Origin of the sequence: Spirosoma lacussanchae, assembly GCF_005870035.1 — a bacterium.
Lineage (GTDB): Bacteria > Bacteroidota > Bacteroidia > Cytophagales > Spirosomataceae > Spirosoma > Spirosoma lacussanchae.
In genome coordinates this window covers 260153-282033 of record NZ_SWJG01000002.1, presented here as the reverse complement: position 1 = coordinate 282033, position 21881 = coordinate 260153, and the positions used below count along the sequence as shown (strand labels likewise).

The window sequence follows — 21881 nt, the reverse complement described above, 5'->3', positions numbered from 1 at the left end:
GTTCTATCGACGTGCCATTTTACAAAAATGGCACGTTATTTTTTTCATATATAATTAATTGATATACAGTATATTATAAATAATTTTAAAGTTTTTTAACACATTCCGAAAGTGGAACGACAGCGGGAAGAGGCAATGGTACTTTTGTCAGATAAAGTTGACTGAAACAGCTGCTTTGGTCAATAAATCAAGTGTATTAAACCATTGTAAATCAACCCAATGATGAAACTCTTTTCACAAAGGTTTCGACGGGATGCTCCATCAGCTTCGCTTTGGCGGCTGGTAGTCATCGCGCTGTTATCCATCGGCATTCACGCATCAGTACTCGCACAGGGGGTAACCCTAACGGGGGTTGTTAAGGAGGCCGACGGTGCCCCGCTCCCTGGGGTTACGGTACAGGTAAAAGGCACCAACCGGGGTACGCAGACCAATGCCGATGGCTCTTATCAGCTAACCAACGTACCAGAGGGCGCAGCCCTGATCTTCAGCTTTATCGGAAAAACCCCGCAGGAGGTACTGGTCGGTAACCGCACCGCCGTCGACGTGGTCCTGGCCGACGATTCCAAATCGCTGCAGGAAGTCGTCGTGGTGGGCTATGGTACCCAGCGCCGGAAAGACCTGACCGGCGCCATTACCTCTATCTCGGCCGAAGAATTTCAGAAAGGCAACATTGTCAATCCCGAACAGCTCGTGGCAGGTAAACTGGCCGGGGTGAGCATTACGCCCCCCAGCGGTCAGCCGGGCGGGGGGAGCACTATCCGCATCCGGGGCGGTTCGTCGCTGAACGCGAGCAACGATCCGCTCGTGGTCATTGACGGCGTACCGGTCGATAACACCAACATCAGTGGAGCGTCAAACGCCCTGAGCCTGATCAACCCGCAGGATATCGAAACCTTTACGGTCCTGAAAGATGCATCGGCAGCGGCTATCTACGGCGCCCGCGCAGCCAACGGGGTTATTCTGATCACGACCAAAAAAGGACGGCAGGGCGACCAGCTTCGGGTGAGCGTGAGCGCGCTCGGTTCTGTATCGCAGCTGGTTAAGCAGGTGCCGGTGCTGTCGGCCGACCAGTTCCGCGATGTCATCGGCCAGACCGGTAATGCCGCCCAGCAGGCGCTGCTCGGCACCGCCAACACCAACTGGCAGGATCAGATCTACCAGACCGCCCTCAGTGGCGACTACAACGCATCGGTTACCGGCTCGGTAAAAAACATGCCGTTCCGGGCTTCGTTTGGTTACCTGAACCAGAATGGTATCCTGAAAACTTCCAATTTCGAGCGTTTTTCGGGATCGCTGGGTCTGTCGCCCCGCTTCTTCAACAACCACCTGCGCGTAGACGTCAATCTGAAAGGGTCGATCATCAACAACGTATTTGCCGATCAGGGGGCCATTGGAGCGGCCGTGGCGTTTGACCCCACGCAGCCCGTTTATAGTGGTCAGGACACCTACGGCGGTTTCTTCGAGTGGCTCGACCCGGCTACGGGCCGCCCCAATACCCAGGCCACCCGCAACCCGCTGGGTCTGCTCATGCAGAAGCAGGACCTGACTACGGTAAAACGGAGCATCGGTAACGTTCAGTTCGACTATAAATTCCACTTCCTGCCCGAGCTGCGCGCCAACCTGAACCTGGGCTACGACCTCTCCTCGTCGACGGGAACGATTTTCGTACCGGCCAACGCAGCCCTGCAGTTCAACCGGGGTGGTCAGAGCAGCCAATCGGCGCAGACCCGCGATAACAAAACCCTGGAGTTTTACCTGAACTACGTCAAAGACCTGCGTAGCGTGTCGAGCCGGGTCGATGTAACGGCCGGGTATTCGTACCAGGATTTCATCCGCAGGAGCCCAAGCTTTCCGGAGCTGACGGCCAACGGCACGGAGTTTACGCCCGCCGGCGTTCCGTTCGAGACCCAGTATACGCTACTGGCCTTTTTCGGACGGGCCAACTACACCTTTAAGGATCGCTACACGCTGACGGCCACCCTGCGCCGGGATGCAACCTCGCGATTCAGCCCCGAAACGCGCTGGGGCTGGTTCCCATCGGCGGGTTTTGCCTGGAACATTAAAGAAGAGTCGTTCCTGCAGGGCGCCAAAGCCCTGTCGGCGCTGAAGTTACGCATCGGTTACGGCGTTACGGGTCAGCAGGATCTGCCCTCGGGCCTGAGCGACTACCCGTACCTGCCGCGCTACACCCTCAGCGACCTGACGGCTCAGTATCAGTTCGGCAATTCGTTTTACCGGACGCTGCGGGCCGAAGGGTATGACGCCAACCTGAAGTGGGAAGAAACCCAGGCGCTCAACGCAGCCATCGACTACGCCTTCTTCGACGGCCGGATCTCGGGTAGTATCGACGTCTATCAGAAGAAAACCAAAGACCTGCTGGCTACCATTCCTGTACCGGCTGGCTCGAACCTGACCAACCAGATCCTGACCAACGTGGGTAATCTGGAAAACAAGGGGGTAGAATTCACGATCAATACCAACCCCGTTCGGAACGAGCGCCATAACCTCGACGTAGGCTTCAACATCACCTACAACCAGAACAAGATCACCAACCTGAGCAAAGTACCAAGCCCGAACGATCCGGGTGTGCTGGTCGGTGGCATCACGGGCGGAACCGGCAACACGGTACAGATTCAGACTGTAGGCTTCCCGACCAACTCGTTCTTTGTGTATCAGCAGGTGTACGACGCGTCGGGCAAACCGCTGGAAGGCGTTTATGTAGACCGCGGCCGCAATGGCGAAACCACCGGCGACGGTAAGATCACCATCGACGACCGGTACCGCTATCAGTCGGCCAACCCAAAGATATTCCTTGGCTTTACGAGCCAGTACACCTACGGCAAATTCAGCGCGGGTTTTGTGCTGCGGGGCAACATCGGCAACTACGTGTATAACAACGTTCGCTCGAACTACGGCGCCTACCGAAACTTCACCAACGCGCTGGGCTTCAATGCCAACGGCTCACCGAACGTGCTCGAAACCGGCTTTATCAACAATCAGTATTTCTCGGACTACTACGTCGAGAACGGCTCGTTCCTGCGGATGGACAACCTCAACCTGGGTTACAACTTCGGTAAGGTGACTAACCGCCCCGGCAAAGGCATGAACCTGCGGCTGTCGGCTACGGCGCAGAACGTCTTCGTGATCACCAACTACTCGGGTCTAGATCCGGAAGTGTCGGGTGGTATCGACAACAACCTGTACCCCCGCCCCCGCATCATCTCGGCTGGTCTCAATCTCGATTTCTAATCCACAGCCGACGGCTTGCACTCAATCCGTCGGCTGTACTACAGAGCTATGAACGTACTTACATCCATCACAAAAACCGGTGTTCTGGCCGCTTTGCTGCTCACGGCAGCCTCCTGCCTACAGGACCTCGACCGGCAACCGGTCTACGACGTCACTTCGGCGTCGGTATATAAAGACCCCGCCAACTACAAGCAGGTACTGGCCAAACTCTACGCCGTTCTGGCCGTGAGCGGTCAGCAGGGCCCGGCGGGCAAACCCGATATCGCCGGCATTGACGAAGGCTTCTCCAACTACCTGCGTCAATACTGGAAAGCCCAGGAGCTGACGACCGATGAAGCCGTTATCGGCTGGAACGACGGGTCGCTCCCCGACTACCACAACATGAACTGGTCGTCGAGTAATGAGTTCATCACGGCCATGTACAACCGGATTTTCTACATGGTCACCGCGACCAATGAGTTCATCCGCGAAACCACCGACGCTAAACTGGCCGAACGGGGCATTACGGGCCAGGGCGCTACCGACGCCAGAACGTTCCGGGCCGAAGCTCGCTTTCTGCGAGCCCTAGCCTATACGCACGCCATCGACCTGTTCGGCAGCGTACCGTTCGTGACCGAAACCGATGCGGTTGGGTCGTTCCAGCCGCGCCAGATCAGCCGGGCCGAGCTGTTCACCTATGTTGAAACCGAGCTGAAAGCCATCGAAGAAGAGATGGCCGCGCCCCGTGCTGCGGAATACGGCCGGGCCGATCGGGCTGCGGCCTGGACCCTATTGGCTAAACTGTACCTGAATGCGCAGGTCTATACCGGCACCGCCCGCTATACCGACGCCGTGACGTATGCCAACAAGGTGATCCAGTCGAACGCCTACGCCCTCGACGCCGATTACAACAAGCTCTTTCTGGCCGATAATGGCAACTCACGCGAGATCATCCTGCCCGTCACCTTCGACGGCACCCGGACCAAAACCTACGGAGGTATGACATTCTTGGTGCACGCGGCTGTCGGCGGCAAAATGAGCCCGGCCAGCTTCGGTATCAACAGCGGCTGGGCCGGTCTGCGTACCACCAAAGGACTGGTCAACTCGTTTGCCGACCCCTCGGGCCGGACCGATACGCGGGCGCTGTTCTTTACCGATGGTCAGAATCTGGAGATCAACGAGGTGCTGAACAAGTTTGAAGACGGCTATGCCATTACCAAATTCAAAAACGTAACCTCCGCCGGCCAGCCCGGCTCTGACGTTGAAGGAAACTTCCCCGATACGGATTTTCCGCTCTTCCGGCTGGCCGATGTCTATCTGATGTACGCCGAAGCGGTACTACGGGGCGGTACGGGGGGCGACGCGGCTACGGCGCTGACTTATGTGAACCTGCTTCGTCAACGGGCTTACAAGGGCACGACGGGCAACATCACAGCCTCGGCGCTGACTCTCGACTTCATCCTGTCGGAGCGCGCCCGTGAACTGTATTGGGAAGGCCACCGCCGAACCGACCTCATCCGCTACGGCCGCTTCACCGAAGCTACGTACCTCTGGCCGTTTAAAGGAGGTGTAAAAGCCGGACGGGCCGTCGAGTCGTTCCGTACTGTTTTCCCGCTGCCCGCGGCCGATCTTATTGCCAATCCAAATCTGAAACAGAACACAGGATACTAAACCAGTATATGGTCATCGATTCGGGTGATACACATAACCCGAATCGATGACCATATACTGATAATCAGTTATTTTTATGAAAACACGGTTTTACAATCTGCTCGTCATGAGCATGGCGTTACTGACGCTGGGAGCGTGCGAGAAAGAAGACGTACGGGCCGTTCTGAACCCCGATTCAGCTCCCGTAGTGACGCTCTCCTCGCAGACGGTCGTGCTGACAAAAGAAAACGCCGACCAGGACGCGCTGACCGTATCGTGGGCAAAACCCGATTACGGCTTCAATGCCCCGGCGGCCTATACCATCCTGATGGATAAAAAAGGGGGCAACTTCACCAACGCCATTACGGTATCGACGGGTAGCGAGCTTCGAAAAACCTTTAAAGCGTCAGAGCTGAACCCGATGTTGCTGAAGCTGGGGCTGGTAGCCGGTACGGCCGCCGATATCGACCTGAAAGTACAGTCGGACCTGGGTCCCGGCGCGGTGCTGATGTCGGCCGTGAGCAGCGTAAAGGCAACGCCTTACCTGGACAAGCTGGACCTGAGCAGCACCTGGGGGCTGGTTGGCAGCGCTACCGCCAACAGCTGGGATGGCCCCGATCAGCCCTTCTACAAGACCGACCAGAACAACGTTTTTGTGGCCTATGTAACCCTGACCGATGGCGAGATCAAGATACGTCAGGATAACAAATGGGACGTAAATTACGGCGGCACCGGCGGCACGCTGAAAGCCGGGGGCGACAATATCGTCGTGAAAGCAGGTAACTACCGCGTCACGATCAACATGACCACGCTGACCTATGCCCTTGAGCCGTTCTCGTGGGGTATTGTAGGCAGTGCCGCTCCCAACGGCTGGGACGGCCCCGATGCGCCTTTCGTCTACGACCCTTCGACCGACCAATGGCGGGCGGTGGTAACGCTCAAGGATGGCGACATCAAGTTCCGCCAGAACAACGCCTGGACCGTAAACTACGGGGGCGCGGCCGGTACGCTGAAAGAGGGGGGCGATAATATTGCCGTTAAGGCAGGCACCTACCTCGTAACCGCCGATTTCAAACCGACGGGTCTCAAATACACCATCGAACCCTTTAACGCCTGGGGTCTGGTCGGCAGCGCGGCCCCCAAAGGCTGGGACGGTCCGGATACTCAGTTTCAGCCCAGCTTTGTGGAAGAAGGTATCTGGACGCTCAGCAAGGTGACGCTGAAAGATGGCGAGATCAAATTCCGTCAGAACAACAAATGGGACGAGAACCTGGGCGACAGTAACGCCGACGGCGTCCTGGAAAAAGGGGGTGGTAACATCACCGTGAAAGCCGGTATCTACGACATCCAGCTCGACCTGACCAACGCCAGCCGACAGACCTACAAGCTGACAAAAAAATAACCCCACATAGCGGTTTGCCGTTATACTATCGCCTTTGTTCGTGATGTTCCCAGTGGTACGGACCGGATAAGGGCGATACTTTTGTTTGCACATGACCGAAGCGTTACTCCACCATCGTTTGACCCACGCCCGCCCCATCGGACATACCGGCGTCCATTACGAAATCTTTGTCCGTTCCTTTGCCGACTCCAACGGCGATGGGATCGGCGATCTTAACGGCGTTACCAACAATCTGGGTTATTTACAGGATCTGGGCGTATCGGCCATCTGGCTCATGCCCATCAGCCCCTCGCCCAGCTACCATAAATACGACGTTACGGACTATTACGGCATCGATCCGGAATACGGCACGATGGATGATTTTCGGCGGCTCATCGCCGAAGCGCACAAACGAAACATTGCCGTACTGATCGATCTGGTGCTGCACCACACCAGCACCCAGCACCACTGGTTTCAGGAAGCCCGCAAAGGACCTGACAATCCCTACTGGCCCTACTACAAATGGCTCACGCCGGCCGAGATCAAAGCCCGCAACCTGGCCACCCGCGACATTACGGCCGACTCGGGCGAACGCAACCCCTGGCATGCGGTACCGGGCGCGGCTTACCCCGAACGGTATTATGGCATGTTCTGGCAGGGCATGCCCGATCTGAATTTTGAGCACCGGCCCCTGCGCGAAGAAGTGTTCCGCATTGGTCGATACTGGCTTACCGAGGTGGGTGTCGACGGGTTTCGGCTCGATGCGGCCCGCCACCTGTACCGCGAATTCGAAGAACCGAAAAATCACCAGTTCTGGGAAGAGTTTCGTCGGGAGATGACCGCCGTGAAGCCAGATATGCACCTCATCGGCGAAGTATGGACCCGCCCCGAACGGGTAGCGCCTTACTACCGCGGTCTGCACGCCACGTTCAACTTCGATTTTGCGCTCTCACTGGCCGAAGTTATCCGGCAGGAAGACGATACCGAAGACCTGATCGAATTTCTGGACCACGTACAGGGTGCTTACGAACACGTCAGCCGCGACTTCATCGACGCGCTGATCCTGTCGAACCACGACCAGGAACGCATCGGCAGCACCCTGCGGGCCAATACGAACCACCTGAAAGTGGCCGCTAATCTGCTGCTCACCCTGCCCGGTAATCCGTACCTGTACTACGGCGAAGAAATTGGGATGCTGGGCCGCAAGCCCGACGAATTCATCCGCGAGCCATTTCTGTGGAACACCCGCGATCTCGACAAACAACGCACCTACTGGCAACGCGGCCGCTACAGCACCAGCAAAGCCATAAAGCCCCTGGCCCGTCAGCAAACCGACGCCGACTCGCTGTTCTGCCACTACAAACGGCTGATACAGTATCGAAACACCCACGCTATACTCAACGACAACCTGAGTCGGCTGGAGCAGACCGGAATCCGGCAACGGGGCGTCGTGGCGTTTATCCGCAAGTCGGCTACGGGCGGGCGGGTATTGCTGGTACATAACCTGACAGCGAATCCCATCGAAGTGGTATTCTCGCCCGACGAAGAATGGTGCCGCTGTATTGTTTTTGCAACCCGCGAGGAAGCCTCCTTCAACGACGACCGGGTGCGGGTGCCGGGGTATAGCTGTGTGGTGGTGGAATAAGTTAAAAAACTTACATTTACCTTATTCCTGTTCTACCAGGTACCTTTCTGTTATGCAGATAACCAAACCGTCTCGCAGGCCAGGGGCCCTTTCTCAACGTCGCCGTAAAGCAACACCAGAGCAGTACTTCGCTTTTGAAGCACGATCTGTGCGCAAACACGAGTACATCGACGGAGAAATTCGCCTTATGCCCTACACGTCCGAAAATCACGGCCTGATTGTGGCCAACCTGATTGCTTTGTTGCACAATGCGCTCAAGGGAAGTGGTTGCCGCGTTTATCCCAGCGACCGAATGCTGTACGTACCCCCAACGGGTAATTATTACTATCCCGATGTGATGGTGGTTTGTGGCGAATCGCTCTTCCCCCAATTTAAACCCCGCATGGTCGCCACGCTAAACCCAACCGTGTTGATTGAAGTACTTTCGGAAAGTACCGGTGAATATGACGAGACGATGAAATGGTACAACTACAAGCAAATTGATACGCTACAACAGTACGTTCGCGTATCACAGGACCAAGTCCGACTTGACCTCTACACTCGTGTCGGCATTACCAATGACTGGCTCAACACGTTTGCGGAACAACTAGATCAAACTGTGACAATTGGCGGCTGTGAAATCAGGGTGAGCGAGGTATACGAGCACGTTGTCACGAACCGGATTTAGCCCCAGGTTGCTACGAGGTCAGATGGTGGATTGGCTTACCCGGGCTCTGGCGAAATATGTTTAGAACGCCTTTGCGCTTATCTTTGCCCAATTTTAGCCGCTTCATTACCCCTCATGGCCCAATCCCTCAGCGTCCGCCATCTGGTGGGCATCAAAGACCTGACCGAGTCCGACATCAACCTGATCCTCGAAACGGCCGGCCAGTTCAAGGAAGTCATTAACCGTCCGATCAAGAAAGTGCCGTCCCTGCGTGACGTAACGATCGCCAACGTTTTTTTCGAAAACTCGACCCGAACCCGGCTGTCGTTCGAACTGGCCGAAAAGCGGCTCTCGGCCGATGTAGTTAACTTCTCGGCTTCGGGAAGTTCGGTCAAGAAAGGCGAAACCCTGCTCGATACGGTCAACAACATTCTGGCCATGAAAGTCGATATGGTCGTGATGCGCCATAGCAGTCCCGGGGCGCCCCATTACCTGACCAAACACATCAAAGCCAACGTGGTCAATGCCGGCGACGGTACCCACGAACACCCCACCCAGGCCCTGCTCGACTCGTTCTCGATCCGCGAGAAACTCGGCGACGTAGCCGGCAAACGCATTGCCATCATCGGCGACATTACCCACTCGCGGGTTGCCCTGTCGAACATCTTCTGTTTGCAGAAGCAGGGCGCCGAAGTTATGGTATGCGGCCCTAAAACCCTGATCCCTAAGTATATCGAAAGCCTGGGCGTACGCGTTGGGCATGACGTACGAGCCGCGCTGAACTGGTGCGACGTGGCCAATGTATTGCGGATTCAGCTGGAGCGGCAGCAGATCAAATACTTCCCATCCCTGCGCGAGTATTCACTGTACTACGGAATCTCCAGACAGATGCTCGACGACCTGGACCGACCCATCGTGCTGATGCACCCGGGCCCTATAAACCGGGGGGTTGAACTCACCTCCGACGCAGCTGACTCACCCCACTCCATCATTCTCGATCAGGTCGAAAACGGTGTGGCGGTACGGATGGCGGTGCTGTATTTACTGGCTCAGTTGTAAGTCTGGCGGTATTTCTTCCTATTTTGTAGCAGCAACCGCGCGGCCTGACTGGTCGCGCGGTTGCTGCTACCCCTCTTTCTACCCTTTCATTTGCCCCCTGCCCATGCGCTCCCCACAACTACCTACCCGCTTACCGACCGTGTTATACGCCGTCCTGTTGATGCTGTCTTCCCTGGCCGCCCGGGCGCAGGAAGATATTTATAAACAGCTGCAGGCGGTGGCCATCATTGAGCCTAAAGTCATGATGCCCATGCGCGACGGGGTTCGGCTGGCTACGGACATTTACCGCCCCAAAACCGATAAGCCCGTCCCGATTATTTTCTCCAAAACCCCTTACAATTTTAACGGCTGGGGCGACGGCGAGCAGCGGCAGAACTCATATCAGGCTGCTCTCGATGCCGTAAAACATGGCTATGCCTACGTGGTACAGAACGAGCGGGGTAAGTTCTTCTCCGAAGGCGACTGGGATATTCTGGGGCCACCCACCACCGACGGCTACGATGCCTTCGCCTGGATGAGCAAACAACCCTGGTCGAACGGAAAGATCGGTACGCTGGGCTGCTCATCAACGGCCGAGTGGCAGATGGCCGTTGCGGCTCTGGCTCACCCCGCCCACGCGGCTATGGTGCCTATGGGCTTTGGCGCCGGTGTGGGTCGTGTCGGCCCATTTACGGAACAGGGTAACTGGTATCGGGGCGGGGCGCAGCAGATGCTGTTCACTACCTGGCTCTACGGCACCCAGACCGATGCGGCCCGGCCAACTTTTCCTAAAACAGCCAGCAGCGAAGACCTGGCTCGGGTGTCGCGGTTTTACGACATGGCCCCCGAAATGCCGAAAGTAGACTGGGCGCAGGGGCTGAAGCACCTGCCCGTACAGGACATCATCAGAAACGCCAACGGTCAGAAAGGCATCTACGAGAAGATGATTGTCAGGAAGCCCAACGACCCGGCCTGGTATACGGGCGGTCTTTATCACGACAACATGCCGTTCAACGTACCGAGTTACTGGTTTGCGTCCTGGTACGATGTCTCGACGGGTCCTAACTTGGCGCTGTTTAATCACGTCCGGCAGAACGCCGTAGACCCCAAAGTTCGCGACGCTCAGTACCTTGTCATTGCCCCTACCCTGCACTGCGCCTATAAACGCGCCACCGCCAACACGATCGTGGGCGAGCGGAGCGTAGGCGATGCCCGGCTCGACTACGACGCCCTCACGTACGGCTGGTTCGACTACTGGCTCAAGGGCGAAGCCAACGACGTACTCAAAACAACGCCCCGCGTTCGGTATTATACCATGGGATCGAACAAATGGCAGACATCCGACACCTGGCCACCCGCCAACGCCACCCCGACCACCTATTACCTGACCAGTGGCGGACGGGCCAATAGTCTGTACGGTGATGGCAAACTGACCACTACGCCCCCCGGCAAAACCGATAAGCCCGACCTCTTCGCCTACGATCCGGCTTATCCGGTACCTTCGTACGGCGGTAACGTTTGCTGTACCGGCAATGCCGTACAGGGCGGTGCCTTCGACCAGCACCAGATGGAAACGCGACAGGACATTCTGGTCTATACCACCGAGCCCTTTGCCGACGGTGTCGAGCTGAGCGGCTCCATCGAAACAACCCTGTACGTAGCCTCCGACGCAAAAGATACCGACTTCACCGTGAAACTGATCGACGTATATCCCGATGGGAAAGCGTATAACCTGGACGAAACGATCCTGCGCGCCCGGTACCGCGAGGGGTTCGACAAAGAGGTCTTTATGGAGAAGGGGAAAGTGTATAAACTCACCCTCAGCCCCATGGCCACCAGTAACTTCTTCGCGCCCGGCCACCGGATACGGATCGAAGTGTCGAGCAGTAATTTTCCCCGTTTCGATCGGAATATGAACACGGGAGGCAACAATTACGACGAGACCAAAGGGGTTGTGGCCCACAATCAGGTCTTCCACTCAGCCCAGTACCCGTCGCAGATCAAGCTACCTCTGGTAAAGAAGTAAAGACGCAATGGGTTGCGTCTTGCGTCTCCTGTCCGGACGGGTTAAAGTGCCCTCTGTAGATAGCAATGCTGACGCACGCGTGGTCCGACTACGCGTCCCGTTGCGGATACGGACCACGGTGACGGAACCCTGTCATATTTATATACCGACGGGTTCTCGGATGCCGAACAAATCGCGAAACTGCGCTGTTCTTAAAACATACCCCTGCCCTAGCCAGGCCACTGACCGGGGCAGCCTACAGCAGGTGAAAACCAGTACGCCGGTATAGCCGCGTCGCTACATAAACAACAGACGAATGAAAGGCTTTCAGTTTTCCGACTACATACCCCCCGAGCAGAAAGAAGGCTCTAAATTCGATCAGCTCCTCAACATATTCCAGCAACTGCTGCTGCTGACCTCCGGCGACGTCGAACAGGCCATGTCGTGGATGAGCCAGCTCGACCGCCAATACGGCCTGACCGACGATAAATATGGTATTGGCAACTTCTTCGAGGACCTCAAGGAAAAGGGCTATCTGACCGAAGATAACCAGGAAGGCCGGATTGTAATGACCCCCAAGAGCGAGCAAACCATCCGGCGGTCGGCGCTCGAAGAAATTTTTGGCAAGCTGAAACGGTCTAAGTCGGGAGGCAATCACAAAACCCCCTTTACCGGTACCGGCGACGAGCTGAGCAGCGACCTGCGGACCTACCAGTTTGGTGACACGCTCGAACAGATTTCGATGACCGAGTCGATTAAAAATGCGCAGATCAACAGTGGCGTTGAGGAGTTTACGCTCATGGAACGCGATCTGGAGGTCACCGAGAAAGAGCAGAAAACCCAGACCTCGACCGTGCTGATGATCGACATCAGCCACTCGATGATTCTGTACGGCGAAGACCGCATCACGCCCGCCAAAAAGGTGGCGCTGGCCCTGGTCGAGCTGGTCAAGATGAAGTATCCGAAAGACACCCTCGATATAGTGGTGTTTGGCAACGACGCCTGGCAGATTCAGGCCAAGGACCTGCCCTACCTGGAGGTTGGCCCCTACCACACCAACACCGTGGCCGGACTCGAACTGTCAATGGACCTGCTGCGTCGGCGGAAAAACAAGAACAAGCAGATTTTTATGATTACCGATGGTAAACCGACCTGTTTAAAGGAAGGCATCAAATATTATAAAAACTCGTTTGGGCTGGATCGGAAAGTGGTAAGCAAAACCCTGACCCTGGCCGCGCAATGCCGTCGGCTGGAGATTCCGATCACCACGTTCATGATTGCCAGCGACCCCTACCTGAAGCAGTTTGTGCAGGAGTTTACGAAAGTGAACAACGGCCGGGCCTACTACAGCGGCCTACAGGGGCTGGGCAACATGATGTTCGAGGATTTTCAGCGCAACCGCCGGAAAAACATTAAATAAGGACTGGCTGGTGCGCGAATCCGACACCAGAACAACTTCAATTGCATGACTAGTGTACTTAAAGTCGGGACATTCATCCCGACTTTGTTTTTGCTCCTGAGCATGACACTGACCGCTTCGGGTCAGCCGTTACCCGACCTGCTGACGGCCTATCTGCAACAACTACCTGCATCGGCGCGGGTGAGCGTGGCGGTCGAATCGCTGGCCGACAGTTCGGTTTCGTACGCGCGCCGGGCCGACGAGCGGGTACCCTCGGCGAGCGTGATTAAGCTACCGATCCTGCTCGAAGCGATGGAGCGCGTCAAAGCCGGTACGCTCGATCTGGACGAAATCCACATCCTGACCGACGCCGAAAAAGTGGGGGGCGACGGTGTGCTTAAAACCTATTCACATCGCAGTCGCATTGCCTACCGCGACCTGCTCCGGCTCATGATGGTGTACAGCGACAATACAGCCACCAATATTTTCATTAACGAACTGGGTATGGACGCCATCAACGCCCGCATCCGCGCGGTCGGTCTCCCGAAGAGCCAGCTGAACCGGGTCATGATGGATACCCTGGCCGCCCGGCAGGGGCGCGATAACTACGTAACCTGCTTCGAGATGAACAGGCTGCTGAAGAAAATCTACCGTCGTCAGGTCGCCACACCCGAGCTGTGTGAGCAGATGCTGACCCTGCTGAAGCAGAACGAAGATACCCTTACCATACCCCGGCTGCTGCCACCGGGTACCGTAGTTGCCCATAAAACCGGTACCCTGTCCTACATCCGGGCCGACGTCGGTATCGTATACGCCCGCCAGCCGTTTCTGTTGTCGATCTTTGTAGAAGGGCTGCCAACGGCCGACGCCGAGCGGACTATTGCCGAGACCGCCCGGATTTGTTTCACTTACTTCTCCAGGCCATGACGACTTTCGCCGACCGGGCTATTCCGTATTACCACACACTGGCCGCTCCGACCAATTTGCCGCCCGGCCTTGGGGTTATGAATCCGTATCAGGAACCAGCCGTACAGGCCATTGTCAGCGAGTTTTATGGCAAATTCTATAGCGACACGAGCCCGCGGGTGTTTGTTCTCGGCATCAACCCCGGTCGGTTTGGCGCGGGCGTGACGGGTATATCCTTCACCACCCCTCAGAATCTAGATCGGTACTGCGGCATTGTCAACAACCTGCTCGATACCGGTCCGTCGCGTCGGCCGGAACTATCGAGCCGGTTCATTTATCAGGTTGTTGAGGCTTTCGGGGGCGCGCGCAATTTCTACGGCCGGTTTTTCCTGACGTCGCTCTTCCCACTGGCCCTCACCAAAGACGGGAAAAACTACAATTTTTACGACGACCGCCTGACCACCGATGCCCTGTGGCCCGCCATTACCGGAACCGTTCGAACCCAGACCGGCTTCGGCTACGATCGGCGCGTAGCGGTCTGTCTGGGGCGTAAGAACGAAACCTACCTCCGCCGACTCAATGACCAGCAGGGCTTTTTCGACCGGATCGTCACCCTCGACCACCCGCGGTACATTTTGCAGTACCAGGCCAAAAGCGTGGCAACGTACCTCGACCAGTACATCACCACGCTTCACGATTGTCTGGATACGGACTAACCCGCCTACCTCGTCATTTCGATGGTTGTGGTATACGTTTTCAGCCCGTCGCCGTAGTCTTCCTGAGCCGAGGTCGATAGTTTGAGGGTGTTGCCGCTCTGGGCCACGTCGTAGACTTCCGATCCGCTGTTGTCCGTCAGGGTCAGCTTAGTACCCTCCAGTTTCCAGGTCGAGTTGTCTTCGATCTCGGCCAGGTCGCCTGTTGCCGACGTACATTTCTGCCCGTCTTTAGATGTAATCCTGCCATTGCTGTTGAACGTGATCGTAGTCGTGGTCAGGCAGGTGACGATATCGGCGCCGAGACCGTTGGGCAAGGCGTTCAGATAAGCAATCAGGTCCGTTACTTTTTGACCGGTACCCAGCAGGTCGGCTCCCGGGCTGATCTTGAGACCGGAGATCCGCCAGGTGCCTTCAATGGCGTTGGGGGTTACCGCATCATCGCTATCTTTCTTACAGCTACCGAACCAGAACGGTATGGCCAGCATGAGCGCCCAGGCCAGCAGCCGGGCTGTCAATACATTCTTCATGGGTGTAGTCAACTAATTTGGTTTCAGACCAAAGTTGAGCGGCTGCCTCATTTAGACACGAAGTAGTTGAGGAAACGGCAGCAAATCGTTCGTAAGCGGTCGTCCCCGCCCGAAAAGTATAAACCCCTTTATTGCCCCTTTCTGATTAAAAGCCTGTTTCCCATGATCCGTATCCTGCTCGTTTCACTGCTCGTCAGTTTATCCATCGTTACGGCCCCGGCCCAGTCTGTCTACCAGCCGTCGGCCGAGAACCTGGCCGCTCGAAAAGCCTTTCAGGACGACAAATTCGGCCTTTTTATTCACTGGGGTGTTTACAGCCTCCTGGCCGATGGTGAGTGGATCATGAACCAGCGGCAGATTCCGGCTAAAGACTACGAAAAGCTGCCGACCTTCTTCAACCCGGTCGATTTCAACGCGAAAGAATGGGTCAGCATGGCCAAAAACGCCGGTATGAAGTACATCACCATCACCAGCAAACACCACGATGGTTTTGCGATGTACGACTCAAAGGTGTCGGATTATGATATCGTAGATCGGACGCCCTACAAAAAAGACGTACTGAAGATGCTGGCCGACGAGTGTCAGGCACAGGGCATCAAACTCTTCTTTTACCACTCGCACCTCGACTGGCACCACCCCGACTACTACCCACGCGGCCGGACTGGGCAAAAAACCGGCCGACCCGAAAGTGGTGATTTTGAGAAGTACCTCACCTATATGGACACCCAGCTGACCGAACTGCTGACAAATTACGGACCCATTGCCGGCATCTGGTTCGACGGCTGGTGGGATCAGTCGGCCGACGATGCGGGCCACGTAGGGAAAACGGCTCCTGCCAACAAAAACGGCATCGACTGGAAACTGGACCGCACCTACTCACTTATCCATAAACTCCAGCCAGCCGCCCTGATCGGCAACAACCACCACGTAGCCCCCTTCCCCGGCGAAGATTTTCAGATGTTTGAGAAAGATCTGCCGGGTGGCAAATCGACCGGGTTCAACGAAGCGCAGACCATTGGCCAACTCCCGCTCGAAACCTGCGAGACCATGAACGGCTCGTGGGGCTTCAACATCAAAGACAATCGCTACAAGAGCACTAAAGACCTGGTTCATTACCTGGTGAAAGCCGCCGGTCATAACGCCAACTTTTTGCTGAACGTAGGGCCGATGCCCAACGGCAAGGTGCAGCCTGAATTTGTCAAATCGCTGGCCGAAATGGGTCAGTGGATGCAGAAAAACGGCGAAACGATCTACGGCACCCGGGGCGGACCGATCGAGGCCCGTAATTGGGGGGTTACGACGGCGAAAGGCAACAAAGTCTACGTTCACATCCTCGACTGGGCCGACCGGCAACTGACGCTGCCCGCCCTGCCGGGTAAGGTAAGCGCAGCCCGGCTGTTTGCCGACAAAAGTCCCGTCAAAATCACCCAGTCGGCCGAGGGTGTAGTGCTGACCATGGCGGCACCCCCAGCGGCCGATATGCTGGACACGATCATTGAACTGGATATGGCGCCGGCTACCGCTAAGAAGTAAGATTTTGGCAGATGCCAAAACTCTGCGTTCTTTGCGTAGCGCTGCACTAGTTGCCTCAGGTTGGTGACCAGCTCGGCTTACTCTGCTCCTATGCTCATCACGACTACGTCAAACATCGAAGGTAAGCACATTACCAAGTACATCGGTCTGGTTAATGGGGAAGCCATTATCGGTGCCAACATTGTCAAAGACTTTTTCGCCAGCATCCGCGATGTGGTTGGCGGTCGGTCAGGCGCCTACGAACAGGGCCTGCGCGAAGCCAAAAGTATTGCCATCAAAGAGATGGTTGATCAGGCTACCCGGCTCGGCGCCACCGCCATCATCGGTGTCGATCTGGACTACGAGACCATCGACGGCTCGATGCTTATGGTCAGCGCCAACGGCACGGCGGTCGTAACGGACTAAGCTTACCCATAGCCTGTTCCGAACACCAGTTGCTCCGCATGGCAGCTTCTGGCGTTGGCGGGTTCTGTTGTAAAAACGGGACGGTCCACCTAGAAGAGGGGTATCCATAAACAAAAACGGGCTTTTCAGCCCGTTTTTGTTTAGTTCGTATGACTGGCAGATCGGTTAATACCGGTCGTCGTCCTCTTCTTCATCTTCGTCGTCTTCGCCAAACTTATTGCCGGGGCTGAACATAGACCCGAGCAGATCTTTGAACGATTGACCCGTGTCCATCGCTTTTTTGCCGACGAGCGAATGCTCGGCGAGTCCGTGCAGGGCAAACTCCATCATGAACAGTTTTTCGGGCTTGCTCAGCCGCGACTGAAACTGATCGACCACGTCGTCGAGGCCATCGATGGTGCGGAGCCGGGCTTCGTAATCGCGGTTGGTCAGGTCGTTGAGGATGTCCATTGTATTGCCATCGCCAAACCAGTCGGTGATCTTTTTATAGGGATTACCGCGCTTGTCTTTCTTGGCTTTTTCCGGATTGGGGAAGTACTGCAGAAACTGGTTCCGGATGGCTTTTCCGATCAGGTTCTGGGCCACAATGACGGGGCCCTCTACCTCGCCTTCGTAAACGAGTTCGACTTTACCGCAGATAGCCGGCACAACGCCATACAGATCGGCAATGCGCACGTAGGTTTCCTTTTCCCCGTTCAGCAACGCCCGGCGTTCTGCCGCCGACAGCAGGTTTTCGTAAGCCGAGATGGTCATCCGGGCCGACACTCCGCTTTTGGCATCGACGTATTCGCTTTCCCGGGCTTCGAGCGCAATCTGCTCAATCAGGTCGGCAATGATGTCGTTGGTTTTGACCATGCCTTTCTGCTCGGTCTTGACCACGGCTTCCTGCATCGTGATTTTCTTCCCGATCTCGATCGATTTGGGATAGTGGGTCACGATCTGGCTGTCGATCCGGTCTTTCAGCGGGGTTACAATGCTGCCCCGGTTCGTATAATCCTCAGGGTTAGCCGTGAAGACGAACTGAATATCGAGAGGCAACCGAAGTTTGAAACCCCGAATCTGGATGTCGCCTTCCTGAAGAATGTTGAAGAGTGAAACCTGAATACGGGCCTGCAGATCGGGCAGTTCGTTGATGACGAATATGCACCGGTGCGACCGTGGAATCAGCCCAAAGTGAATGGTTCGCTCGTCGGAATACGGTAGTTTCAGCGTGGCGGCTTTGATAGGGTCAACATCCCCGATCAGGTCGGCCACCGACACATCGGGCGTGGCCAGTTTCTCCGTATAGCGATCGTTGCGGTGCAGCCAGGCAATCGGCGTGTTATCACCCTTCTCCGCAATCAGATCAAGTGCGTACCGCGACAGGGGCTCGAGCGGATCGTCGTTCAGCTCAGAACCGGCCACAAACGGAATGTACTCATCGAGCAGATTCACCATCAGGCGGGCAATCCGGGTTTTGGCCTGTCCGCGTAACCCGAGCAGGTTGATGTGGTGCATCGACAGAATAGCCCGCTCAACGTCAGGAATGACGGTGTCTTCGTACCCCCATATTCCTGGAAACACCACTTCTTTATCCTTGATGCGTTGAATCAGGTTATCGCGCAGTTCCTGCTTGATGGATCGGGATTCGTAGCCGGCGGCTTTCAGCTCGCCCAGGGTCGTAATTTTGGTTAAATTAGATGATTTCAGGCTGCGATAGTTCATCGGGAGTTAATGATAATGTAGCATGAATAATGGGAATGTACAGACCAGATGCGGGAGTCACTCTACATCATTCACTATCTACTAATCCTAACAGGCATTCGAATGAAATGGTTTTTAGACGTCAAAAATGGCTAATTTTACAGACCTTGTGCCAGGCAGGAGCCGCTTTATCGTCTATGAAATCAGCTTTATCCCACGTCATCCTTTCCTGTTTTACCCTCGCGATGGTAGCGGGTTGTCGCGTCCAGAGCAATCCACCGGAGCTTACCGGCCTGACGCCACGCCAGGCTTACGTGGGCGAAGAAGCGGTTTTGAAGGGATACCAGTTCGGCACTGATCCGGCGGTATTGTTCAGCAACAGCGAAGCCTCGCTGGCTGCGTCCATCCTCAGCCATGACGACAATACCATTCGGGTCCGGATTCCGTTGATCGCGCCCGGCCCCGCCCGGGTGCAGGTACGCACCGACGAAGGTCTGTCGGACCCGTTACCTTTCATTGTACAACAACCATCGCCGAGTGTAGCCACGATAACCCCCGGCAATGGCCTGCCCGGCACCGCTGTTGTCATTGCCGGTAACTACCTGAACCAGCTTATTCGGGTGCGTTTCAGCGAAGCGGGGGCTGTTATCAAAGACAGTTCTGCTCAGAAGCTGACCGTTACCGTACCCACCAACGCACCCCGAGGGCCCCTGTCGATCATCATCGAAACCGCCGGAGGGCAAACTACCTTTCCGTTTATCGTAGCGGGCACGCCCACCATCACGGCCGTCAGCCCGATCTCGGTACGGGCCGGGGGCGACCTGCTCATTCAGGGAACAAACCTGACCGACGGCGTCGTACGGGTGAACGGACTGGCTATCTTCCGGGAGCAAACGACCGTTAAAGACACAGAAATACGAGCCAGAATCCCCGACAACGCCACGTCCGGGCCCGTTACAGTCACGGTATTTGACAAGCTCGTAGCGACCAGCCCACAGCCGGTTCAGGTTGTTCGGCAACCGGTGTTGGCTAACCTGAGCAGCCGTGAGGGTATTCAGGGCGACAGGGTTTTGCTCAACGGCTTCAATCTGAGTACCGTGTCAGGCGTGCTGTTCAACGCGACTCCGGCGTCCTTCCGGGTAATCAGCGATACACAGCTTGAGGCAACGGTTCCCGCCCTGCCTGCTCCTGCATCAGTAACGGTTACGCTCAGCAGTGTGGGGGGCAGTTTTGCCGAAAACAACGCTTTCTTTTTCTACACGATTCCGGGTGCCATCACCGTCAACCCGGCCCGCCAGCTCCGCGAACGGGCCATTACGATTACCGGCCCCAATCTGCATCGCATTCAGGAAGTTCGCGTCAGCGGGCAGCCAGTTCCGGTTACGGGCCGGGTGGAAGGATCCGAGCTGACGGTCAACGTGCCCAGTAATGCGGTTAGCGGCCCCGTTACCGTAACCAACCGCGCCGGTACCGCCACCACTGCCCGGCCACTGGTCGTCGTACAGAAACCGGTTATAACCGACATTATTCCAAAGATTGCCCGACCGGGCGAGCGCGTCGTGCTGCGGGGCGACTTCCTGCTGAATGCGCAGATTGTCTTTACCGGCTCCACCGCCCCGGCCGCCGATGGAGGCCGGAATGAGGATACGGAACGCTGGGTGCTGGTACCGACCGATGCACAGACCGGCCCACTCCGGATTACCAACGCCACCAACGACCCAACCACAACGGAGTCATTCACCGTGCTTCGGGTCGTTACCAACGTCGATTTTTCGCCCAAGACGGCTAAAGTTGGCGATGAGCTGGTCATCACGGGTACCAACCTGGCCTCTGTACAGGATGTTCGGTTTAACAACGGAGCGCTGGCGGCCACCCGGTTCACACTGAGCAACAACACGCTGCGGGTTACGGTACCAACCGGTGCCCTGACCGGCCAGATCTGCCTCGTCAACGGGGCCGGCACCACCTGTACCAGCGCCAACTTCACAATCAGCCGGTAGGTTTTCAGGAGCAGGCTCGCGCCGGGCATCTTACGCCTTCATCTGCCTGATCTGCCGTACCAGCACCTCGTTGATACGCACGTAGCTTTCGTGGGTCCAGCCCGCTACGTGCGGGGTCAGTACAACCCGATCCGACTGGCGGAGATAATCGAAGGCGGTTTGCTGGTCGGGTGTGAGCCTGGCCAGCTTTTCATTTTCGAGCACGTCGAGACAAGCCCCACGAACCTTACCCTGTTCCAGTCCCCGTACCAGTGCCGACAGCGATGTAATTTCGCCCCGGGCAATGTTGATCAGGTAGAAGGGCCTGCTCATCTGGCTGATGAAGGAGTCGTTGACCAGCTGGCGCGTATCGGGAGTCAGCGGGATGTGCAGACTCAGCACGTCGGCATCGGCCATGATCTGTTCCAGCGAGGCTTCCTGGGCGTACGCATCGCCGTAGTGGGTGCGGTATTTATCATAGGCCAGCACCCGGCAGCCGAACCCACTCAGCCGCCGGGCCGTGGCACTGCCGTTGTTGCCGTACCCGATAATGCCGACGGTCAGGCTTCCCAGCTCGTAGCCCCGGTTTCCTTCCCGGTCCCAGATCCCCTGCCGAACTTCGCGGTCGGCCTTCAGAATGTTCGCCAGTAAACCAAGCAGCATCCCAACGGCCTGTTCGGCCACGGCGTCGCGGTTGCCTTCGCCCGCGTGAAATACCTGAATGCCCCGACGTTCGGTTTCGTCGAGATCAATCAGGTCCAGGCCCGCGCCAGCCCGCCCGATGAACCTCAGCCGGGGGGACTGGCTCAGCAGATCGGCATCGACGGTGGTTTTACTGCGGATGATTAACCCGTCGAATGGAGTGAGGACACTGATCAGCTCGGCGCGGGTGATGTTGGGCTGGTAGTCGAACGCAAACCCCGCATCGGTAAGCATTGTAAACAGCGACGGGTGCATCTCGTCGGCAATCAGAATGGAAGGCGTGTTCTGGGACATCCGTAGGCTTTTCGTAACTTGCGAATCAATTTCCTCACGACCCCTGTTTCTCCGGAGATGGCAACGGCTAAAACCGGCTACCTGTTCTTGCTCCGCAGCGGACCAGAGAGGGTAATGAGGAATTTTGGCGAAACTAACGAAAGT

Annotated in this window: 16 protein-coding genes; 13 read left to right on the top strand and 3 right to left on the bottom strand. The window is 56.5% G+C overall.

Annotated features, from left to right (window positions below; translation table 11 throughout):
• Positions 1-219 precede the first annotated feature (219 nt).
• The 10 genes from FBR45_RS11565 (at position 220) to FBR45_RS11520 (ending at position 14614) form a co-directional block, all read left to right on the top strand.
• The gene (locus tag FBR45_RS11565) at positions 220-3249 is read left to right on the top strand and encodes a SusC/RagA family TonB-linked outer membrane protein (RefSeq protein ID WP_246082211.1); all 3030 of its coding nucleotides are present in this window, start codon (positions 220-222) and stop codon (positions 3247-3249) included.
• A 48-nt stretch (positions 3250-3297) separates the two neighbouring features.
• Entirely contained in the window at positions 3298-4899 is a 1602-nt protein-coding gene (locus FBR45_RS11560) for a RagB/SusD family nutrient uptake outer membrane protein (RefSeq protein ID WP_138502436.1), read from the top strand.
• A 76-nt stretch (positions 4900-4975) separates the two neighbouring features.
• Complete coding sequence (locus tag FBR45_RS11555) at positions 4976-6280, top strand: SusE domain-containing protein (RefSeq protein WP_138502434.1); 1305 nt, start codon at positions 4976-4978, stop codon at positions 6278-6280.
• A 91-nt stretch (positions 6281-6371) separates the two neighbouring features.
• On the top strand, positions 6372-7904 hold the full coding sequence (locus tag FBR45_RS11550) for an alpha-amylase family glycosyl hydrolase (RefSeq protein WP_138502432.1): 1533 nt from the start codon (positions 6372-6374) through the stop codon (positions 7902-7904).
• A gap of 52 nt (positions 7905-7956) precedes the next feature.
• A complete protein-coding gene (locus FBR45_RS11545; RefSeq protein ID WP_138502430.1) occupies positions 7957-8571 on the top strand; it encodes a Uma2 family endonuclease in 615 nt (204 codons plus the stop codon).
• A gap of 114 nt (positions 8572-8685) precedes the next feature.
• Entirely contained in the window at positions 8686-9609 is a 924-nt protein-coding gene (locus tag FBR45_RS11540; protein WP_138502428.1) for an aspartate carbamoyltransferase catalytic subunit, read from the top strand.
• Positions 9610-9712: 103 nt separating this feature from the next.
• The gene (locus FBR45_RS11535) at positions 9713-11614 is read left to right on the top strand and encodes a CocE/NonD family hydrolase (RefSeq protein ID WP_138502426.1); all 1902 of its coding nucleotides are present in this window, start codon (positions 9713-9715) and stop codon (positions 11612-11614) included.
• Positions 11615-11909: 295 nt separating this feature from the next.
• On the top strand, positions 11910-13013 hold the full coding sequence (locus FBR45_RS11530) for a vWA domain-containing protein (RefSeq protein WP_138502424.1): 1104 nt from the start codon (positions 11910-11912) through the stop codon (positions 13011-13013).
• A 45-nt stretch (positions 13014-13058) separates the two neighbouring features.
• On the top strand, positions 13059-13919 hold the full coding sequence (locus FBR45_RS11525; protein WP_138502422.1) for a serine hydrolase: 861 nt from the start codon (positions 13059-13061) through the stop codon (positions 13917-13919).
• The gene (locus FBR45_RS11520; protein ID WP_138502419.1) at positions 13916-14614 is read left to right on the top strand and encodes a uracil-DNA glycosylase family protein; all 699 of its coding nucleotides are present in this window, start codon (positions 13916-13918) and stop codon (positions 14612-14614) included. The genes FBR45_RS11525 and FBR45_RS11520 overlap by 4 nt, the downstream gene beginning before the upstream one ends.
• Before the next feature lie 5 nt (positions 14615-14619).
• Here FBR45_RS11520 and FBR45_RS11515 read toward each other — a convergent pair whose 3' ends face one another.
• Positions 14620-15141, bottom strand: coding sequence for a lipocalin family protein (locus tag FBR45_RS11515; RefSeq protein WP_138502417.1), 522 nt, complete (start codon positions 15139-15141; stop codon positions 14620-14622).
• A 162-nt stretch (positions 15142-15303) separates the two neighbouring features.
• Between FBR45_RS11515 and FBR45_RS11510 the strand changes: the two genes are divergently transcribed.
• Positions 15304-16674: an alpha-L-fucosidase gene (locus FBR45_RS11510; protein WP_138502415.1), complete on the top strand. Its 1371-nt coding sequence runs from the start codon at positions 15304-15306 to the stop codon at positions 16672-16674.
• A 90-nt stretch (positions 16675-16764) separates the two neighbouring features.
• Positions 16765-17079: a YbjQ family protein gene (locus tag FBR45_RS11505; RefSeq protein WP_077921196.1), complete on the top strand. Its 315-nt coding sequence runs from the start codon at positions 16765-16767 to the stop codon at positions 17077-17079.
• A 165-nt stretch (positions 17080-17244) separates the two neighbouring features.
• Here the strand turns inward: FBR45_RS11505 and FBR45_RS11500 are convergent, their stop codons facing one another.
• Positions 17245-18783, bottom strand: a complete 1539-nt coding sequence (locus FBR45_RS11500; protein WP_138502413.1) for a P-loop NTPase family protein — start codon at positions 18781-18783, stop codon at positions 17245-17247.
• A 176-nt stretch (positions 18784-18959) separates the two neighbouring features.
• Here FBR45_RS11500 and FBR45_RS11495 point away from each other — a divergent pair, with 176 nt between their 5' ends.
• The gene (locus FBR45_RS11495) at positions 18960-20762 is read left to right on the top strand and encodes an IPT/TIG domain-containing protein (RefSeq protein WP_138502411.1); all 1803 of its coding nucleotides are present in this window, start codon (positions 18960-18962) and stop codon (positions 20760-20762) included.
• A 30-nt stretch (positions 20763-20792) separates the two neighbouring features.
• Here FBR45_RS11495 and FBR45_RS11490 read toward each other — a convergent pair whose 3' ends face one another.
• Complete coding sequence (locus FBR45_RS11490) at positions 20793-21737, bottom strand: 2-hydroxyacid dehydrogenase (RefSeq protein ID WP_138502409.1); 945 nt, start codon at positions 21735-21737, stop codon at positions 20793-20795.
• Between the last annotated feature and the right edge of the window lie 144 nt (positions 21738-21881).